Origin of the sequence: Methylobacterium currus (assembly GCF_003058325.1) — a bacterium.
GTDB classification, from domain to species: Bacteria; Pseudomonadota; Alphaproteobacteria; order Rhizobiales; family Beijerinckiaceae; genus Methylobacterium; species Methylobacterium currus.
Window position 1 is genome coordinate 162990 of sequence record NZ_CP028845.1, and the last position, 14463, is coordinate 177452.

Annotated in this window: 13 protein-coding genes and 5 pseudogenes; 12 read left to right on the forward strand and 6 right to left on the reverse strand. The window is 63.9% G+C overall.

The window, feature by feature from the left end; all coding sequences use genetic code 11:
- Nucleotides 1-40: 40 nt before the first annotated feature.
- Together DA075_RS35330 and DA075_RS35340 are read left to right on the forward strand one after the other, a co-directional pair.
- A complete protein-coding gene (locus DA075_RS35330) occupies nucleotides 41-406 on the forward strand; it encodes a FixH family protein (protein ID WP_099957681.1) in 366 nt (121 codons plus the stop codon).
- A 155-nt stretch (nucleotides 407-561) separates the two neighbouring features.
- Nucleotides 562-994: pseudogene (locus tag DA075_RS35340) on the forward strand (transposase); the annotation flags it as partial.
- A 42-nt stretch (nucleotides 995-1036) separates the two neighbouring features.
- On the opposite strand, the gene DA075_RS35345 reads toward DA075_RS35340, so the two are convergent.
- Nucleotides 1037-2701, reverse strand: coding sequence for an IS1182 family transposase (locus tag DA075_RS35345; RefSeq protein ID WP_099957598.1), 1665 nt, complete (start codon nucleotides 2699-2701; stop codon nucleotides 1037-1039).
- A 125-nt stretch (nucleotides 2702-2826) separates the two neighbouring features.
- On the opposite strand from DA075_RS35345, the pseudogene DA075_RS35350 reads away from it, so the two are divergent.
- Nucleotides 2827-2976, forward strand: a pseudogene (locus DA075_RS35350) (IS481 family transposase); the annotation flags it as partial.
- A gap of 35 nt (nucleotides 2977-3011) precedes the next feature.
- On the opposite strand, the gene DA075_RS35355 reads toward DA075_RS35350, so the two are convergent.
- A protein-coding gene (locus DA075_RS35355; RefSeq protein WP_099952440.1) for an IS5 family transposase occupies nucleotides 3012-3778 on the reverse strand; the annotation gives its coding sequence in 2 pieces (ribosomal slippage) (nucleotides 3012-3463 and nucleotides 3463-3778; 768 coding nt in all).
- A 158-nt stretch (nucleotides 3779-3936) separates the two neighbouring features.
- Between DA075_RS35355 and DA075_RS35360 the strand changes: the two genes are divergently transcribed.
- Nucleotides 3937-4308: a MerR family DNA-binding protein gene (locus DA075_RS35360; RefSeq protein ID WP_099957611.1), complete on the forward strand. Its 372-nt coding sequence runs from the start codon at nucleotides 3937-3939 to the stop codon at nucleotides 4306-4308.
- Between the two features lie 21 nt (nucleotides 4309-4329).
- Here the strand turns inward: DA075_RS35360 and DA075_RS35365 are convergent, their stop codons facing one another.
- The gene (locus tag DA075_RS35365; RefSeq protein ID WP_096488052.1) at nucleotides 4330-7299 is read right to left on the reverse strand and encodes a Tn3 family transposase; all 2970 of its coding nucleotides are present in this window, start codon (nucleotides 7297-7299) and stop codon (nucleotides 4330-4332) included.
- A 129-nt stretch (nucleotides 7300-7428) separates the two neighbouring features.
- Here DA075_RS35365 and DA075_RS35370 point away from each other — a divergent pair, with 129 nt between their 5' ends.
- The 3 genes and pseudogenes from DA075_RS35370 to DA075_RS35375 all read left to right on the forward strand — a co-directional run bounded on the left by DA075_RS35370 (nucleotide 7429) and on the right by DA075_RS35375 (nucleotide 9700).
- Nucleotides 7429-8061: a recombinase family protein gene (locus DA075_RS35370; protein ID WP_096488053.1), complete on the forward strand. Its 633-nt coding sequence runs from the start codon at nucleotides 7429-7431 to the stop codon at nucleotides 8059-8061.
- Nucleotides 8062-8197: 136 nt separating this feature from the next.
- Nucleotides 8198-8347: a hypothetical protein gene (locus DA075_RS36940; RefSeq protein WP_164712599.1), complete on the forward strand. Its 150-nt coding sequence runs from the start codon at nucleotides 8198-8200 to the stop codon at nucleotides 8345-8347.
- A 170-nt stretch (nucleotides 8348-8517) separates the two neighbouring features.
- A pseudogene (locus tag DA075_RS35375) lies at nucleotides 8518-9700 on the forward strand (IS3 family transposase).
- Between the two features lie 139 nt (nucleotides 9701-9839).
- Here DA075_RS35375 and DA075_RS35380 read toward each other — a convergent pair.
- The 3 genes and pseudogenes from DA075_RS35380 to DA075_RS38750 form a co-directional block, all read right to left on the reverse strand.
- Nucleotides 9840-9998: pseudogene (locus DA075_RS35380) on the reverse strand (DDE-type integrase/transposase/recombinase); the annotation flags it as partial.
- Between the two features lie 285 nt (nucleotides 9999-10283).
- Nucleotides 10284-10658, reverse strand: coding sequence for a flagellar biosynthesis repressor FlbT (locus DA075_RS35385; RefSeq protein WP_244936713.1), 375 nt, complete (start codon nucleotides 10656-10658; stop codon nucleotides 10284-10286).
- A gap of 103 nt (nucleotides 10659-10761) precedes the next feature.
- A complete protein-coding gene (locus tag DA075_RS38750) occupies nucleotides 10762-11112 on the reverse strand; it encodes a flagellar biosynthesis repressor FlbT (RefSeq protein WP_099957516.1) in 351 nt (116 codons plus the stop codon).
- A gap of 187 nt (nucleotides 11113-11299) precedes the next feature.
- Here DA075_RS38750 and DA075_RS35395 point away from each other — a divergent pair, with 187 nt between their 5' ends.
- The 5 genes and pseudogenes from DA075_RS35395 to DA075_RS38760 all read left to right on the forward strand — a co-directional run.
- Nucleotides 11300-12325, forward strand: coding sequence for a flagellin N-terminal helical domain-containing protein (locus DA075_RS35395; protein ID WP_099957678.1), 1026 nt, complete (start codon nucleotides 11300-11302; stop codon nucleotides 12323-12325).
- Between the two features lies 1 nt (nucleotide 12326).
- Nucleotides 12327-12644, forward strand: coding sequence for a hypothetical protein (locus tag DA075_RS36285; RefSeq protein WP_123834611.1), 318 nt, complete (start codon nucleotides 12327-12329; stop codon nucleotides 12642-12644).
- Between the two features lie 141 nt (nucleotides 12645-12785).
- The gene (locus DA075_RS35400; protein ID WP_099957679.1) at nucleotides 12786-13232 is read left to right on the forward strand and encodes a flagellin; all 447 of its coding nucleotides are present in this window, start codon (nucleotides 12786-12788) and stop codon (nucleotides 13230-13232) included.
- A 609-nt stretch (nucleotides 13233-13841) separates the two neighbouring features.
- Nucleotides 13842-14036 carry a flagellin N-terminal helical domain-containing protein gene (locus DA075_RS38755; RefSeq protein WP_420813178.1) on the forward strand — a complete coding sequence of 65 codons (195 nt, stop codon included), beginning with the start codon at nucleotides 13842-13844 and terminating at the stop codon, nucleotides 14034-14036.
- 84 nt (nucleotides 14037-14120) lie between these two features.
- Nucleotides 14121-14463: pseudogene (locus tag DA075_RS38760) on the forward strand (flagellar hook protein); the annotation flags it as partial.

Below are 14463 nucleotides of genomic sequence, written 5' to 3' on the forward strand. Positions count from 1 at the left end.
CCTCCCATTATGGCGCACTCTCGCGCTGGTGCTGCTTCTCATGGGCGCTGGCGTCGCCGTCGCGTCGTCCTTGAGCCGCGCCGCTTCGGACCATTATGCCTTCGAGCTCGTCGAGCGTGAGGTGAAGCAGGGTTACGGCACGACCATCCTGGTCCGGCTCGTCGACGAGCGCACCGGCAAGGTGGTTCCGGACGCGGTCCTGTTCATCAGCCGGATCGACATGTCGCCTGACGGGATGGGCCAGATGGCGGCCCCGCTGGAGCTTCAGGCCGATACACTGCCCGGCTACTACCGTTTCGAGACCGATCTTTCGATGCAGGGCGCCTGGGCGCTCACCCTCGCCGCAAAGATCCCCGGCCTTGCGGACCCGGTCCAACGCAGGCTCGTCCTGCAGGCAGTGCAATGATGCATCAGAACACGCCCTTTCACGACTTCGAGGAGTTCGAGACCGCCCCTGGTGGCGGTGGTCGGGCGAGATGGATCACGGGCATCACCTGATCCTCCCCTGTTTTAGTTTTTTAGTGGCTGTCGCGGACCGGCGCGACGCGCGCCGAGGGTACCAGAGCAGAACCAAATCGCGTCTCCGAAGCAGCTGGCCTAGATCCTGGGGCAACCCGTCGCGACACTGCCGCCCCGCGCCACGGACGATCTCGCTCGTATCCGGCAGGATGCCGAGGCAGCACGCGTGGCCGATCTGGCGCAGCGGTTCACGATGCTGGTGCGCGCCTGCGGCCTGGGCGGCGACCGACCGGCGGATGCGGTCGGCGAACTCGACAGATGGCTCTTGGAGACGCGGAGCTGTGGCGTCGCGGCGCTGGCGACCTTCGCAGCCGGCTTGGTGCAGGATAGGGCGGCCGTTCGGGCGGCGCTGACGACGTCCTGGAGCAACGCGCAGGCGGAAGGGCAGATCAGTCGGCTGAAGATGCTCAAACGCACCATGTACGGCCGCGCCAGCTTCGCACTCCTCCGTCGCCACGTCCTCCTCGCTGCCTGATCCACGCAAAGTGATATTGGTGGCGAATTCGGCACAGCTCAGTCAGGCCGCGAGTTGATGCAGCCGCGCAAAGGCTGAGTGCCGTGTTCGCGCCTTTGGTTCGTCTGCCAGCCACCGCAGCAAGCGTGCCAAGTTCATCGCGGCTGCCGTCATCAGGTGGGCAAGGTGCGTCTTCGCGTGCCCAAAGTACGGCGTTCGTCGGAGCCGAGATGACCGCACACCCTGGGCAATCGTGCCTTCGACGCCGGCCCGCCGCGCGTATTCGGCTGCGAAATCCGCGGTCTGCTCCCGCGCCCGCCCGACGCGCAAAGCCTCGTGTTGCGCCTCTGGGCGGATCGTGATCGCCCGGCGTGCAGTGCTCGCGCGCGTGCACTGCGGCCGGAGCGGGCACGCTCGGCAGTCGCTGGGGGCGAACTTGATCTTGATCACCGGCGTCGTGCCGCGGGCGAGCGCCGGCGTCCAGCTCTGGCTTCGCTTGCCGGCTGGACACGTTGCCCGCTGCTGAACGAAGTCGATGGCGAAGTCCCGTGCGGCGAACCCAGCGCCGGCCCGCGCCTGCCACTGTCGGTCGCCGCGCGTCGGGCCAATCAGGTCGACCCCGTAGCGTTCCTGGGCGTCGACGAACAGCGCCGCATTCACAAAGCCGGTGTCGGCAATGTGGGTCTTGGGCAGCAGGCCCCGTGCAGCGAGCGCCGCGTGGATGGTCGAAGTCGTGGCGTCGTCCGAGACCGCGGCGGTCGTCGTCTCAACGTTGGTGATCAGGTTCGGGGTGCCCTCGTCGCACGTCTCGGTCAGGTGCACCTTGTAGCCGCTCCACACCGTCGCGCCCTTGCTCGCGTAGCGCGCCTCCACGTCGTAGGGCGAGCCGATGTAGCGACCCGACGGCGGCACCTGATCATTCGTCCGCCACTCGACGCGGGCGCCTTCCGGCCCGTGCTCGACCAGGAAGTTCTGCACCCAGACGCGCCGCAGGGTCTCAAGGGCCGCGGCGTCCCGCACAACCGGCGGCGCGCCGTCCGCTGTGGCGAGAGCCAGCAACGTGAAGCCATCGACGCCGGTCTGCACCGCCCACGCCCGGCGCCCAGTCTGGCTCTTGGGCAGCCGAAACTCGCTCGCTCGGAGCTCGTAGCGTTCGGCCCATGTCGGGGTCGTGCACGCGCGCAGCCAGTCGGGCGCCACCGTCGCCAGCGCGTTCAGTGCGTAGCGCAATGTCTCGCCGACGACTTCGAGCCGGCTCATGGTGCGCATCGCCCCGAGGACGTGCGTGGAGTCGCTGCGCTGGCGTCCGCCGCCCTTCAGCAGTCCGCGCTCTCGCGCCAGTTTGAGAGTTGCGTCGAGGAGGCGGCTTTCCGCCCCGTGCGCGAGAAGGCGCGTGCGAAACTCGCTCAGGACAGTGTGGTCGAAGCCAACGTCAGTCAGTTCCAGACACAGCAGGTATTTCCAGTCGATCCGCGTGCGAACCGCGTCGGCGGCCTGCCGATCGGTCAGCCCCTCCATGAACTGCAGGAGCGTCGCGAGCGCGAGTCGGGCCGGTGCCTCTGCGGGCCGTCCCCGGGCCGGGAACAGGTCGGCGAAGTCGCGATCCGCCACGACCCTATACAGGTCGTCGTAGAGGCGCATGACCGGATTGCCATTCGGAAAGATCGCCCGCGCGACCTGCGCGGTCTGGTCAGGCACGACGTACGTGCGCTTCACGTCGAGCGACATCGCCCACCCCTGGCTGGCTTGGGGCTGCATCGTCGCTCAAGCGCATTGCGCGGTCGTCCTCTCATCGCAGGAGGCACGCCGAATTCGCCACCAATATCAAAGTGAGGGAGAACCGTGAAACCGAGGGAGGATCACCGGTCAAGTCAGACCGGGTCGCCGAACGCTTGGACCAGACGCCGCTCAGGGAAACAGTCGAGGCCCTCTTCAATCCGGCCACAGCGCGCATCCGCCACCCGGATTACTGCATCGAGCAGGCCTTGGCCGCAGTGGAATGATCTCCCTAGACCCTATAGCTCACTAGGGCCTGTCGTCACTTGATCCAGAGGAGCGTAGCGGCGAGGCAGAGGACGCCCATGAAGCTGACGGCAGTCTTCTCGTAGCGTGTGGCAACGGCCCGCCATTCCTTGAGGCGCGCCCACAGTCGCTCGACGATGTTGCGATTGGTGTAGATCCAGTCAGGACAGGCGAGCGGGGCCTCGTTGCTCTTGGTCGGGATCGCGGGCCGGGCCCCGGCGGTCCAGATCGCCTCGCGAAAGCCGTGGCTGGAGAAGCCACGGTCGGCCACCACCCACTTCGGCACCCCGGGCAGTTGATCGAGCAGCGGAAGGGCGTGGGGCAGTTCATGCGCCTGACCGGGCGCGAGGCGGAAACCGACGGGGCGGCCCCGTCCATCGGCGATCACGCAGGCCTTGGTGCCATAGCCGCCACGCGAGCGGCCAAGAGCTTCACGATGGTCTCGCTCGGCTCCAGATCCCCCCTTTTGGCCGCGCCCGCCGCCTTCTGGTGGGCTCGAATGTTCGTGCCGTCGAGAAACACCATGCCCAGCGCGACGCCGCGGCTCTGCACGAGGTCGAGCAGCCGCTCCCAGACGCCGGCGCGCGCCCAGCGGATGAAGATCTGGGCGGCCTGCCACCAGGGACCCAACTCGGCTGGAATGGCCCTCCAAGAGGCGCCGTTGTGATGCCGCCAGAGGATGGCTGAGATCGTGCGGCGCAGCTCTTGGGGCGGCGTCTTGCCTTTGGGCCGGCAGGCTTCCACCAGCGGTTCCAGTTCGGCCCACTGAGCGTCCGTCAGCATCGTGTCTCCTCGCTCAAAGCGGGGAAACGCTCATCCTCGCAGAGAGTTCAAGCGACAACAGGCCCTAGCCCGTCGCCAACGCTGCCAAGGGACCGCTTGACTCCGTACTATGGTACGTACTTTAGGCTCTTGCGGACTTGGTGATGCCAGGACAGCACATGCGGGATCTGACCATTGGAAAGGCGGCGCAGGACGCCGGCGTGGGCGTCGAGACCATCCGCTTCTACGAGCGCCAAGGTCTGATCGAGCAGCCCGTCAAAGGAGCCGGGTATCGGACCTACTCGCCCGAGGTGGTCGGCCGCATCCGCTTCATCCGGCAGGCCCAGAGGATCGGGTTTTCCCTGAAGGAGACGCAGGAACTCCTCGCCCTGCGCGCCAACCCGGCCGCCGATTGCGCCGAGGTGCGAGCCCAGGCCCAGCACAAGATCGCGGAGGTCGACGAAAAGATCTCCGAGCTCCTCCGCGTGCGCGCAGCCCTGGAGGCCGTGGTCGCTTCCTGCCCCGGACGCGGCGGACTTGGGGACCGGTGAGAGGATGGTCGAAAACGTACGCTAAGCGTCGCGGCCTTGCTGGTGGAGGCGGAGCGGCCTGAGCCGTTCGCGGGGCTTGTCGATTTCGGCCCAGAGGTAGTCGCCGGTGAGGCCGACATGCTCCCAGCCCAGCGGGGCGACGTGGGCGAGCCGTTCGTCGGGCACCGCGACGCCGCTGCCGCGCAGATGGCGGACGGCGCGATCGAGATAGACGGTGTTCCACAGCGTGACGGCCGCGGTCACGAGGGTCAGGCCGGAGGCACGATGGCGCTGGTTCTCGAAGGTGCGGTCGCGCAGCTCGCCGAGGCGGTTGAAGAAGATGGCGCGGGCGAGCGCGTTGCGGGCCTCGCCCTTGTTGAGGATGCTGCCGGTCCGGCGCCGCTGGCCGGGATCGTCGAACCAGTCGAGCATGAACAGGGTGCGCTCGACCCGCCCGACCTCGCGCAGCGCACGCGCCACGGGGTTCTGGCGCGGATAGCCCGCGAGCTTGCGCAGCATGACCGAGGCGCTGACGGTGCCGGCCCGGATCGAGGCGGCGAGCCGGAGCGTCTCGTCCCAGTCCGCCTCGATGGCGCGGACGTTGACCGGCCCGGCGACGAGCGGGCGCAGCGTCGGCCACGGGTCGAGCGGCGACAGGCCGTACAGCCGGCGTTCGTTGATATCGCGGATGCGCGGCGCGAAGCGGAAGCCGAGCAGGTGGCACAGGCCGAAGACATGATCGACCGCGCCCGCGGTGTCGGTCGCATGCTCGCGGATGACCAGGTCGCTCTCATGATCGAGCAGGCCGTCGAGGACATGGGCGGCCTCGCCGGCATTGGCGGCGATGACCTTGGTGTGGAACGGCGTGAAGCGGTCGGTGACGTGCGTGTAGAACAGCACACCGGGTTCGGTGCCGTAGCGGGCGTTGCGATCGGCGCGCGCCTCGCCCTGACCGCCGGCGCGGAAGAACTGCCCGTCCGACGACGACGTGTCGCCCGGGCCCCAGACCGCGGCGAGCGGATGCACGGTGTGGCAATCGACGATCGCCGCCAGCGCCGACAGGTAGGTCTCGTCGCGCACATGCCATTCCGCTGTCCAGCGCAGGCGCGGCAGCGTCAGCCCGCGCGAGCTTTCCGCCATGCGCCCGAGGCCCAGGTTGGTCGCGTCGGCGAGGATCGCGCCCATCAGCGCGGCCGGGTCGGAAGCGGGTACGCCGCTGCGGGCATGGACGAAGCGGTCGGCGAACCCCGACCAGGCGGCGACCTCCACCAGCAGGTCGGTGATGCGGACACGCGGCAGCATCGCGTAGAGCTGGCTCTTCAACGCCTCGGCCTCGTCGGCCGGGGAGCGCCGGATGGGTGAGATCAGTAGCTGCCCGCGCTCGATCGTCACGTCGACCAGCCCACCGGCCGCGGCGGCGCGCTCCACCTCGGTCATACGCCGGGCCAGGAGCGTGCGGCGCTCCTCATGCCATTGGGCAAACCCAGGCGACACGGCGAGGCGCAGGTTGCCATCGGCGCGCATCGTCTCGAACGCGGGCACGGGCAGCAGATAATCGTCGAGCGTGCGATAGGCGCGGCTGCCGTCCACCCAGATGCTGCCCGAGGCCAGCCGCTCGCGCAGGTGGACGATCACCGCGATCTCGTAGGCGCGCCGGTCGATCGTCCCTTCGACCGGCTGCACGACCTTGCGCCAGCGCGGCCTGATGAAGCTGGTCGGCACCCGCTTCGGCAGGACCGATCGACCGTCGCGGTACATCGTCCGCAGCGCCTCGATCGCACCGAGAAGCGGATCGCCCGACCGCGCCGTGCGGAAGGTGAAGGCGGCGAGGAAGGTCGGGGCGAACCGCCGCACGGCGGGATAGCGTTCGACCACATCCTCCAGGCCGTCATCGACCGAGCGCGTCAGATCCTCGGCAAAGCGGATGCTGCGTTCCAGCTGATCCCACCCCACTCGGTCGTCGATCGCGCGGAAGGGGTCGCGCCCGCTCGCGCGGGCCTCGACCAGCAGGCGGCCGAGCCGGGCATGGAGGCGGGCCGTGTCCTTCAGCATCCGCGCTTGCCCGAGCAGCCGGTCGGAGCGGGTGCGGTCGGCACGGCGGAACAGCGCGCCCACCATCTTCTCGACCATGACCAGGGCGGCGTCGGTCAGCGCCGCCTCCATCTCGATCATGGAGGCGACGAGCATGGCGAGCCGACGAGGACGTTCGAGGCGGCGCAGGTGCTGGGCGGTGACGAGGCCGGCGGTGCGCGCGATGACGGCGTAGCGGGCGGCATGGATGCGGCGTGCCCCGTCCGCCGCGATCCCGATGGCGCGCACCGCGTCGAGCCGTTCGACGATCCCCTTCAGGTTGGCAGCCGACGGCGCCTCCGGCCACTCCCGTATCCAGCCGAGCCGGGTGCGGCCGTCGTCGTCCGAGGCGATCAGGCGATCGAGCGCCGCTTGCTGCTCGGCCGGGCAGTCTCGGATCAGCCCGGCATGGGCGGCCTTGCGCGCCCGGGTCCGTACGATGAGCGCCAGCCGTTCCAGCGTCGATGCGGCCGGCAGCACGATCCGGCCCAGCCGCAGCCGATCGACCATGCCGGCGACGATCGTCTCGCCCCGGTCGGTCGAGGCGGCGATCTCCGACCCCACCGCCAGCATCGATCGCACGTCCGCCCGCTCGAAGGCGCGCAGGCCGAGCCAGGCTTCGATCTCGGCGCGATGCTCGCGCAGCGTCGTCGGGCGGGCGGCATAGCTGGCGAAGTCGGTGGCATCGCATCCGATCTGACCGGCGAGCAACTCCAGCATCGCGTCGGGCACCGCCTCACCCGCCACCAGTGCGCGTCCGGGATGACGGAGGTAGCAGAGCTGCACCGCATGGCCGATCCGGTTCGGACCTCGCCGACGCCGTGCCACCTGCACGAGGTCGGCGGGACCGAGGGTGTAGAGTCGTTCGATCGTCGCGTGATCGGCAGGCGGGTCGAAGATCGCGGCGCGCTGCGCCGGTGACAAGATAGTCTTGGCCGGCATCCGCTTCCCATCCGTCACGAAACAGGAATGCGGGCCTGTTCACGGAGCGTAGACCACAAGACGGGTTGTGTGACATCATGCTGACCGATCGGCGGGCAATGCCGCTCCGTCACGCAGACGGACGTATGAATGACGACCGTGATCGGCTACGCCCGGGTGTCCAAGGCCGACGGCAGCCAAGTGCACGACCTGCAGCGCGACGCGCTCGTCGCGGCCGGCGTCGATCCCGGGCACATCTACGAGGATGCCGCCTCCGGTCGGCGCGACGATCGTCCCGGGCTCGAGGCCTGCCTCAAGGCGCTACGGATCGGCGACACGCTGGCGGTGTGGAAGCTCGACCGGCTCGGCCGCGACCTGCGCCACCTCGTCAACCTGGTCGGGGATCTCACGAAGCGCAACGTCGGGCTGAAGGTGCTGTCGGGCGAAGGCGCCTCGATCGATACCACCACGGCCAACGGCCGGCTGGTGTTCGCCATCTTCGCCGGCTTGGCCGAGTTCGAGCGCGAGTTGATCTCCGAGCGCACGAAGGCCGGGCTGGCCGCGGCTCGCGCCCGGGGCCGCAGGGGCGGTCGCCCCTTCAAGATGACGCCCGCCAAGCTGCGCCTGGCTCAGGCCGCGATGGGAAACCCCGAAACCTGCGTCGCCGACCTCTGCGTGGAACTCGGCATCACCCGGCAGACCCTCTACCGGCACGTCACGCCCAAGGGGGCGATCAGGCCAGACGGAGAAAAGCTCCTCGCCCGCACCGGTCGGCGGGCTTAGCGTACGTTTTCGACCATCCTCTCACCGGGCCCCGGGAAGTGGACGGCCTGCCGGCACCAGCCGGTTAAAGAAGCTCCTGACGCCCAAAGCGCTCGACAATGCAATCTCGGCTTACCTCGCTGATCCGTGGAGGCCGGTGTCGCTGGAGATCGGCGGCAAGCGCCTCGTCGTCGCTGCTGTTCAGGCGCACACCTACGCCGTCGAGGTGCTGGCCCGCCCGAATGTCACGCTTTGGCAGATGCGCCCCGCGGTGCGGACCGCGATCCTGGTGGCGCCCATCGCATGATCCCGGCGATCTTCCTCTTTCTCGCGGCTCTCCTCGCGCCGATATGCACGGGGGCAGCCTTCGTGTCGCTGTGGCTTGCTACCGGTCGGGTCAACCATAGAGACGACCATTGACCCCGATGTTGACCCGCTTTCGTGGAGCCCTTCAGGCTTTTCCACGAGGTGCAACCGATGCCCCATACACGTCCGCCCTATCCTGCTGAGTTCCGTCGTCAGATCGTCGAACTGGTCCGCGCCGGACGCGATCCCACCGATCTTGCCCGTGAGTTCGAACCGTCGGCTCAGGCCATCCGGAACTGGGTCGCACAGGCTGACAAGACCGAGGAGCGCCGTGAGGCAAAGACAGAGACCCTCACGGCTGCCGAACGTGAAGAACTGATCCGTCTGCGCCGCGAGGTGCGCCAACTGCGGCTGGAGCGGGATATCCTGTCAAAAGCCGCGGCCTGGTTCGCGCGGGAGACCGGCGCGGTGCCGTCGGGATCTTCCGGTTCATGAGCGCAAACCGGGCCACCTTTCCTATCGCCGTCATGGCCCGCGTGCTCGGCGTCTCGGAAGCAGGCTACCATGCCTGGCGGCAACGGGAGCCCTCGGCCCACGCGCAGGCCGATGCCGCGCTGTTGAAGCGGATCCGCACGATTCACGCGGGCTCGGCGAAGCCTACGGTGCTCCACGCGTTCATGCTGAGTTGGCGGCCGAAGGATCACGCCATGGGCGCAAGCGCATTGCGCGCCTGATGCGCGCAGGCGGCCTCGTCGGCGCCAGCCGGCGGCGGCGAGCTGTCATCACCACGCGGCGGGACAAGAAGGCCCGGCCAGCCCCCGATCTCGTTGAGCGCAACTTCCGAGCCGAAGGCCCCAACCAGCTCTGGGTCGGCGACATCACTTATGTGCCGACCGCCGCTGGCTTCCTCTACCTCGCCGTGGTCCTCGATGCCTGGAGCCGGCGGATCGTGGGGTGGGCGATGGCGAACCATCTGCGAACCGAGCTCGTGCTCGACGCCCTGGAGATGGCGATCGGCCAGCGTAAACCGAGCGCCGTCATTCACCATTCCGACCAGGGAAGTCAGTACACCGCTCTCGCCTTCGGCAACCGTTGCCGGGAAGCCGGTGTTCGGCCCTCGATGGGCTCGATCGGCGATGCCTACGACAACGCCATGGCCGAAAGCTTCTTCGCGACCCTCGAATGCGAACTGCTCGACCGCCGGCGCTTGGCTTCACAAGCTCAGGCCCGAATGGCCGTCTTCACCTTCATCGAGGGCTTCTACAATCCAGTTCGACGCCACTCCGCCCTCGGCTACCGCTCGCCGATCCGCTACGAGAAGGAGATGCTGACAGACCCATCGCCCGCAAGCTGATCACCACTCCACGAAAGCGGGTGAACATCACTCGGGCGAGCGCAAGTACTACCTGTCCAACCTGCCGGCGCGGATCACGCGACGGGCACTCGTGGGCGCGATCAAGGCGCGATGGGTGTGCGAGCAGGCGCACCAGCAACCCGAAGCCTTTGCGCAGCCACAGCATCGCCTCGAAGCTGCAAATCGTGCGCCGGGCCGTGGTGAACGAGGGGAACCCACCCACCCACGGCATCGCCCGTTTCACTCGGAAATGATCGCTCTCGATCCCCTGCTGCAGTTGCCTGGTAACGTGGTGGCTGTTGTCCCAAGCCGCCTTGTTCTGCGCCGCAGTGTCGGGATCGCCGCTCATTACCAGCTCTAGCTGAAATTGTGTGCAATATTTACATCACGCACGATATTGTTGCGATTGGGGTTTCAAAGTTCTGGCTTATATCTCAGTCGCACTCTTATCGGACATGGTTAGCAACTCGTGAACCGGCCTCGGTATGGATCATGACTTCGCCGATGAGTCTCTCGCTGAGAAGCTTCCGGCCTGAGAATGTTGGCCGACACGTCGTGCTCAGATTGAGGGACTGATGATGTATTAACTCACTTGCGCCTCGTAGGTAGCTAGCGCTTTGCCATGCTTGAGCGCCGCATGTGTCTTTTTTTCATCGAGTGAATTTTGAATATTATTAATATATTTATTTGATCCCGGTAGATGCACTAGCAATTCTAAAATACAAGAAGATAATTCCCTCAACTCTTCAGAGTGATCTTCTTTGAGGTGTATCTGCTGCAATAGATAAACTATCCTCTTGCAGGGTGTGCGAGCTTCTTCTTCGGAGATCATTTCACTGCCACGAAGCATGCGGCATTGATTTTTGAGTACAATATCTGCCTTACTGGAACCATTTACGATGATAGCGCCATTGATATAGATGGTTTCGAAGGGCATTATTGTTAAGCGAAGCGGCATGATGGTCACCCCTATTTGTAGTTCGTTGTGATACCAATTTTGTGTTTCTAAGAGAAGGACATATTTTTGCGTCCTATTAGATCAAGAAGCGATTTCTCATATTTTATAAGCTCTTGACCGATTTTGAGAGCTTGATAGAAATTATTACATACGATTTCCTTATAAGGCTCTGATATATACAGCCCATACTTGGAGCCGCTTTAATTGTCTCAGTTGTCGATGAAATAAATGCGTTTTCAACCTCGATGTAATTATCTGTTATATAAACAGCTTGTAAAGTAACGTACAGTCGTTCACAAACGGTTCTTGCTTGGTTTTCAGCCAATATATCCTTCTCACGTAAAAATTCGGTCTTTGTTTCGAAAGTCAGCGATGCTCGACGATCAACGTTTCGGATCGAGACGTTGCCTACAATGACTCGCTCATGCGGCTTAAGATCGATACGGAGGGCCATGCGGGAGGTGCTCTGATCTGGGGTTACTCTGCCCCAATGGCGTTAATCATTCGTAAATCATACTTTCAAAAATCCTGGCTAATGGGACGCTTCCGGTGATCGCAGTAAGGATCAAGCAGGGACGCTCGTTGGAGAGTGATGGCGCCTTCCGAAACTGAAGGTTAAAGATCTAAATAGGATCGCCCTCATGTCTTCCGATATCACGCTGTCGGCCGCCACGCGCCAGAACCTCCTGTCGCTGCAGGACACGGCCAGCCTCCTCTCTACGACGCAGACCCGCTTGTCTTCCGGCAAGAAGGTCAACAGCGCCCTCGACAACCCGAGCAGCTACTTCACCGCTCAAGGCCTGTCCTCGCGCTCGTCGTCGCTCAGCGGCCTGCTCGACGCGGTGTCGAACGGCATCCAGACGATCCAGGCGGCCAATACCGGTATCACCAAGCTGAAGAGTCTGACCGATCAGCTGAAGTCGGTGGCCCAGCAGGCCCTTGGCTCCTCCAACGCTTTCGTCGCGAAGGCTGCGATCTCCTCCACGGCTTTGACCGGCGCCACGGCCGACAACCTCCTGTCGACCGGCGCCACGTCAGTCCTGGCCGATACTGCGTTGAGTACGAACACGAGTGGTGTGGCCGCGAACAAGACAGGCAACGTCGACGTCAGCACGCAGACTGCTATTCAAACGGCTCTGTTCACGGCCGGCGCGACAAGCCTCACGATGAGCATTGATGGCGTCAGCATCACCTTGAACAAGAACGTCGACGACACCAGCCAGTCCACCCTGGTCAGCTCGATCAACTCCCAGCTGAAAGCGGGTGGATCGAATGTCCAGGCGGCGATAAGCGGCCAATTTCATCAAACTCGCCGGCTCGACCGACGGTGCCACCTTCAGCGTGGACAGTACGGCCAACACGAAGCTGGGTTTTGGTATCACCGCGAACGCTGCCGGTCAGTTCCTTGTCAACGGCACATTCTCGCCGACCGCGACGACGCTCGCGACGGCCATCGGCTTCACGGCCGGCGACAGCTTCACCGTCAACGGTCAGTCGGTGATGGTCTCGAAGTCCGATACGCTGAGCTCGCTTGCTCAGAAGGTCGGCACGGCCACCGGCGGCACGGTCAGTGCGAGCTTCGACTCGACGACCCGCAAGTTCACCTTTACAGCCGCGGACGCCTCCACCGCCATCAACCTGGGCGACGGCAGCACTGCGACCGCTAAGGTGACCAACCTCGGCTTCACTGCGTTCAAGAGCTATGCCGCTGGTCAGGGTGCCACGACCATTCAGCAGTATACTACTCCACCTGCGCTCGTTGGCGTGAATTACCAAAGCTTCAATGCCAGCGCGCTCGCAAACAGTTCGATCGCAGTCAAGGTTGCTAACGGAACTACCGTCAACGTCGCGTTCGGCACCGGCAGCGGCCAGATCTCCAGCCTGACCCAGCTCAACGCTGCCCTGGCACCCCGCCAACGCCATGGCAAGCCTCGACAGCTCGACCGGCCAGCTCAAGATCACAACCACGAACGAGTCGGGTGCTGACGCTCTCCAACTGACTGCCACAGGCACACTCAACCCGTTCAGCTCCGGCACCTCGACTGCGATCATTGCCCGGCGACGGGGCGAACACCCGCAACGGCTTGGTCAACACCTACAACAACCCTTCTGACCCAGATCGATCAGATGGCCCTCGACTCCGGGTTCAACGGCACGAACCTGCTGGCGGGCGACACCTTGAACATCGCCTTCAACGAGAAGGGCACGTCGTCCCTCAAGATCCAGGGTTCTTCGGTGACCTCGTCCTCGATTGGACTCTCGGCGATCGGCCAGGTTGACTTCCAGGATACTAACTCGATCAACGACGTGATGAAGAAGATCACCAGCGCGTCGAACTCGCTGCAGAACCAGGCCTCATCGCTGGGGGCGAACCTGGCGGTGGTGCAGAACCGTCAGGACTTCACCAAGCAGATGATCAACGTGCTCGACACGGGTGCGGCGAACCTGACGAACGCCGACCTGAACGAGGAGGCGGCGAACTCGCAGGCGCTGTCGACCCGCAACTCGCTCGGCATCTCGGCGCTGTCGCTCGCCAACCAGGCCCAGCAAGGCATCCTGCAGCTCCTGCGCTGATCGACGCTCAGCCTTAAGCGTAAGACAAACGGCCGGGGCTCACGCCTCGGCCGTTTCCTTTTTTAAATCATGCGGATTGACCTTGTTGCTGCCGCAGGAAGCAGAATTAAAGTTGCTTATAATCTCTGTTATATAATTACAAAATAAATATAAGTATTTATAATGGTATATTATATTACATATAGTCATTAATGTATGTAATGTTTTTATATCTGAATATTTATCATGAAACCTCATAAAAAAATCTCATAAAATCTATTATTTAATGATCAATCTATTCAATATCCCATTATCTTGCATTAAGTATGTACCGCATTCCTAAAGGCTGTCTCCAGGGTCACATGTGGATGGCCAGGCGAGGGTACTCTGATTGAGTATCGTGCTGCTGCGATAGAATTGAGGTCTCGTAAATCATACTCTCCAAAAATTCTGGCCAATGAGACGCTTCCGGTGATCGCAGTAAGGATCAAGCAGGACGCTCGTTGGAGAGTGATGGCGCCTTCGAAATCTGAAGGTTAAAGATCTAAATAGGATCGCCCTCATGTCTTCCGGTATCACCTGTCGGCCGCCACGCGTCAGAACCTCCTGTCGCTGCAGGGCACGGCCGACATGCTCTCCACCACCCAGACCCGCCTGTCTTCCGGCAAGAAGGTCAACAGCGCCCTCGACAACCCGAGCAATTACTTCACCGCTCAAGGCCTGTCCTCGCGCTCGTCGTCGCTCAGCGGCCTGCTCGACGCGGTGTCGACGGCATCCAGACGATCCAGGCGGCCAATACCGGTATCACCAAGCTGCAGGGCCTGACTGACCAGCTGAAGTCGGTGGCTCAGCAGGCTATCCAGTGCCTCTAACTCCTTCGTCGCGAAGGCTGCGATCTCCTCCACGGCTTTGACCGGCGCCACGGCCGACAACCTCCTGTCGACCGGCGCCACGTCAGTCCTGGCCGATACTGCGTTGAGTACGAACACGAGTGGTGTGGCCGCGAACAAGACAGGCAACGTCGACGTCAGCACGCAGACTGCTATTCAAACGGCTCTGTTCACGGCCGGCGCGACAAGCCTCACGATGAGCATTGATGGCGTCAGCATCACCTTGAACAAGAACGTCGACGACACCAGCCAGTCCACCCTGGTCAGCTCGATCAACTCCCAGCTGAAAGCGGGTGGATCGAATGTCCAGGCGGCGATAAGCGGCAATTTCATCAAACTCGCCGGCTCGACCGACGGTGCCA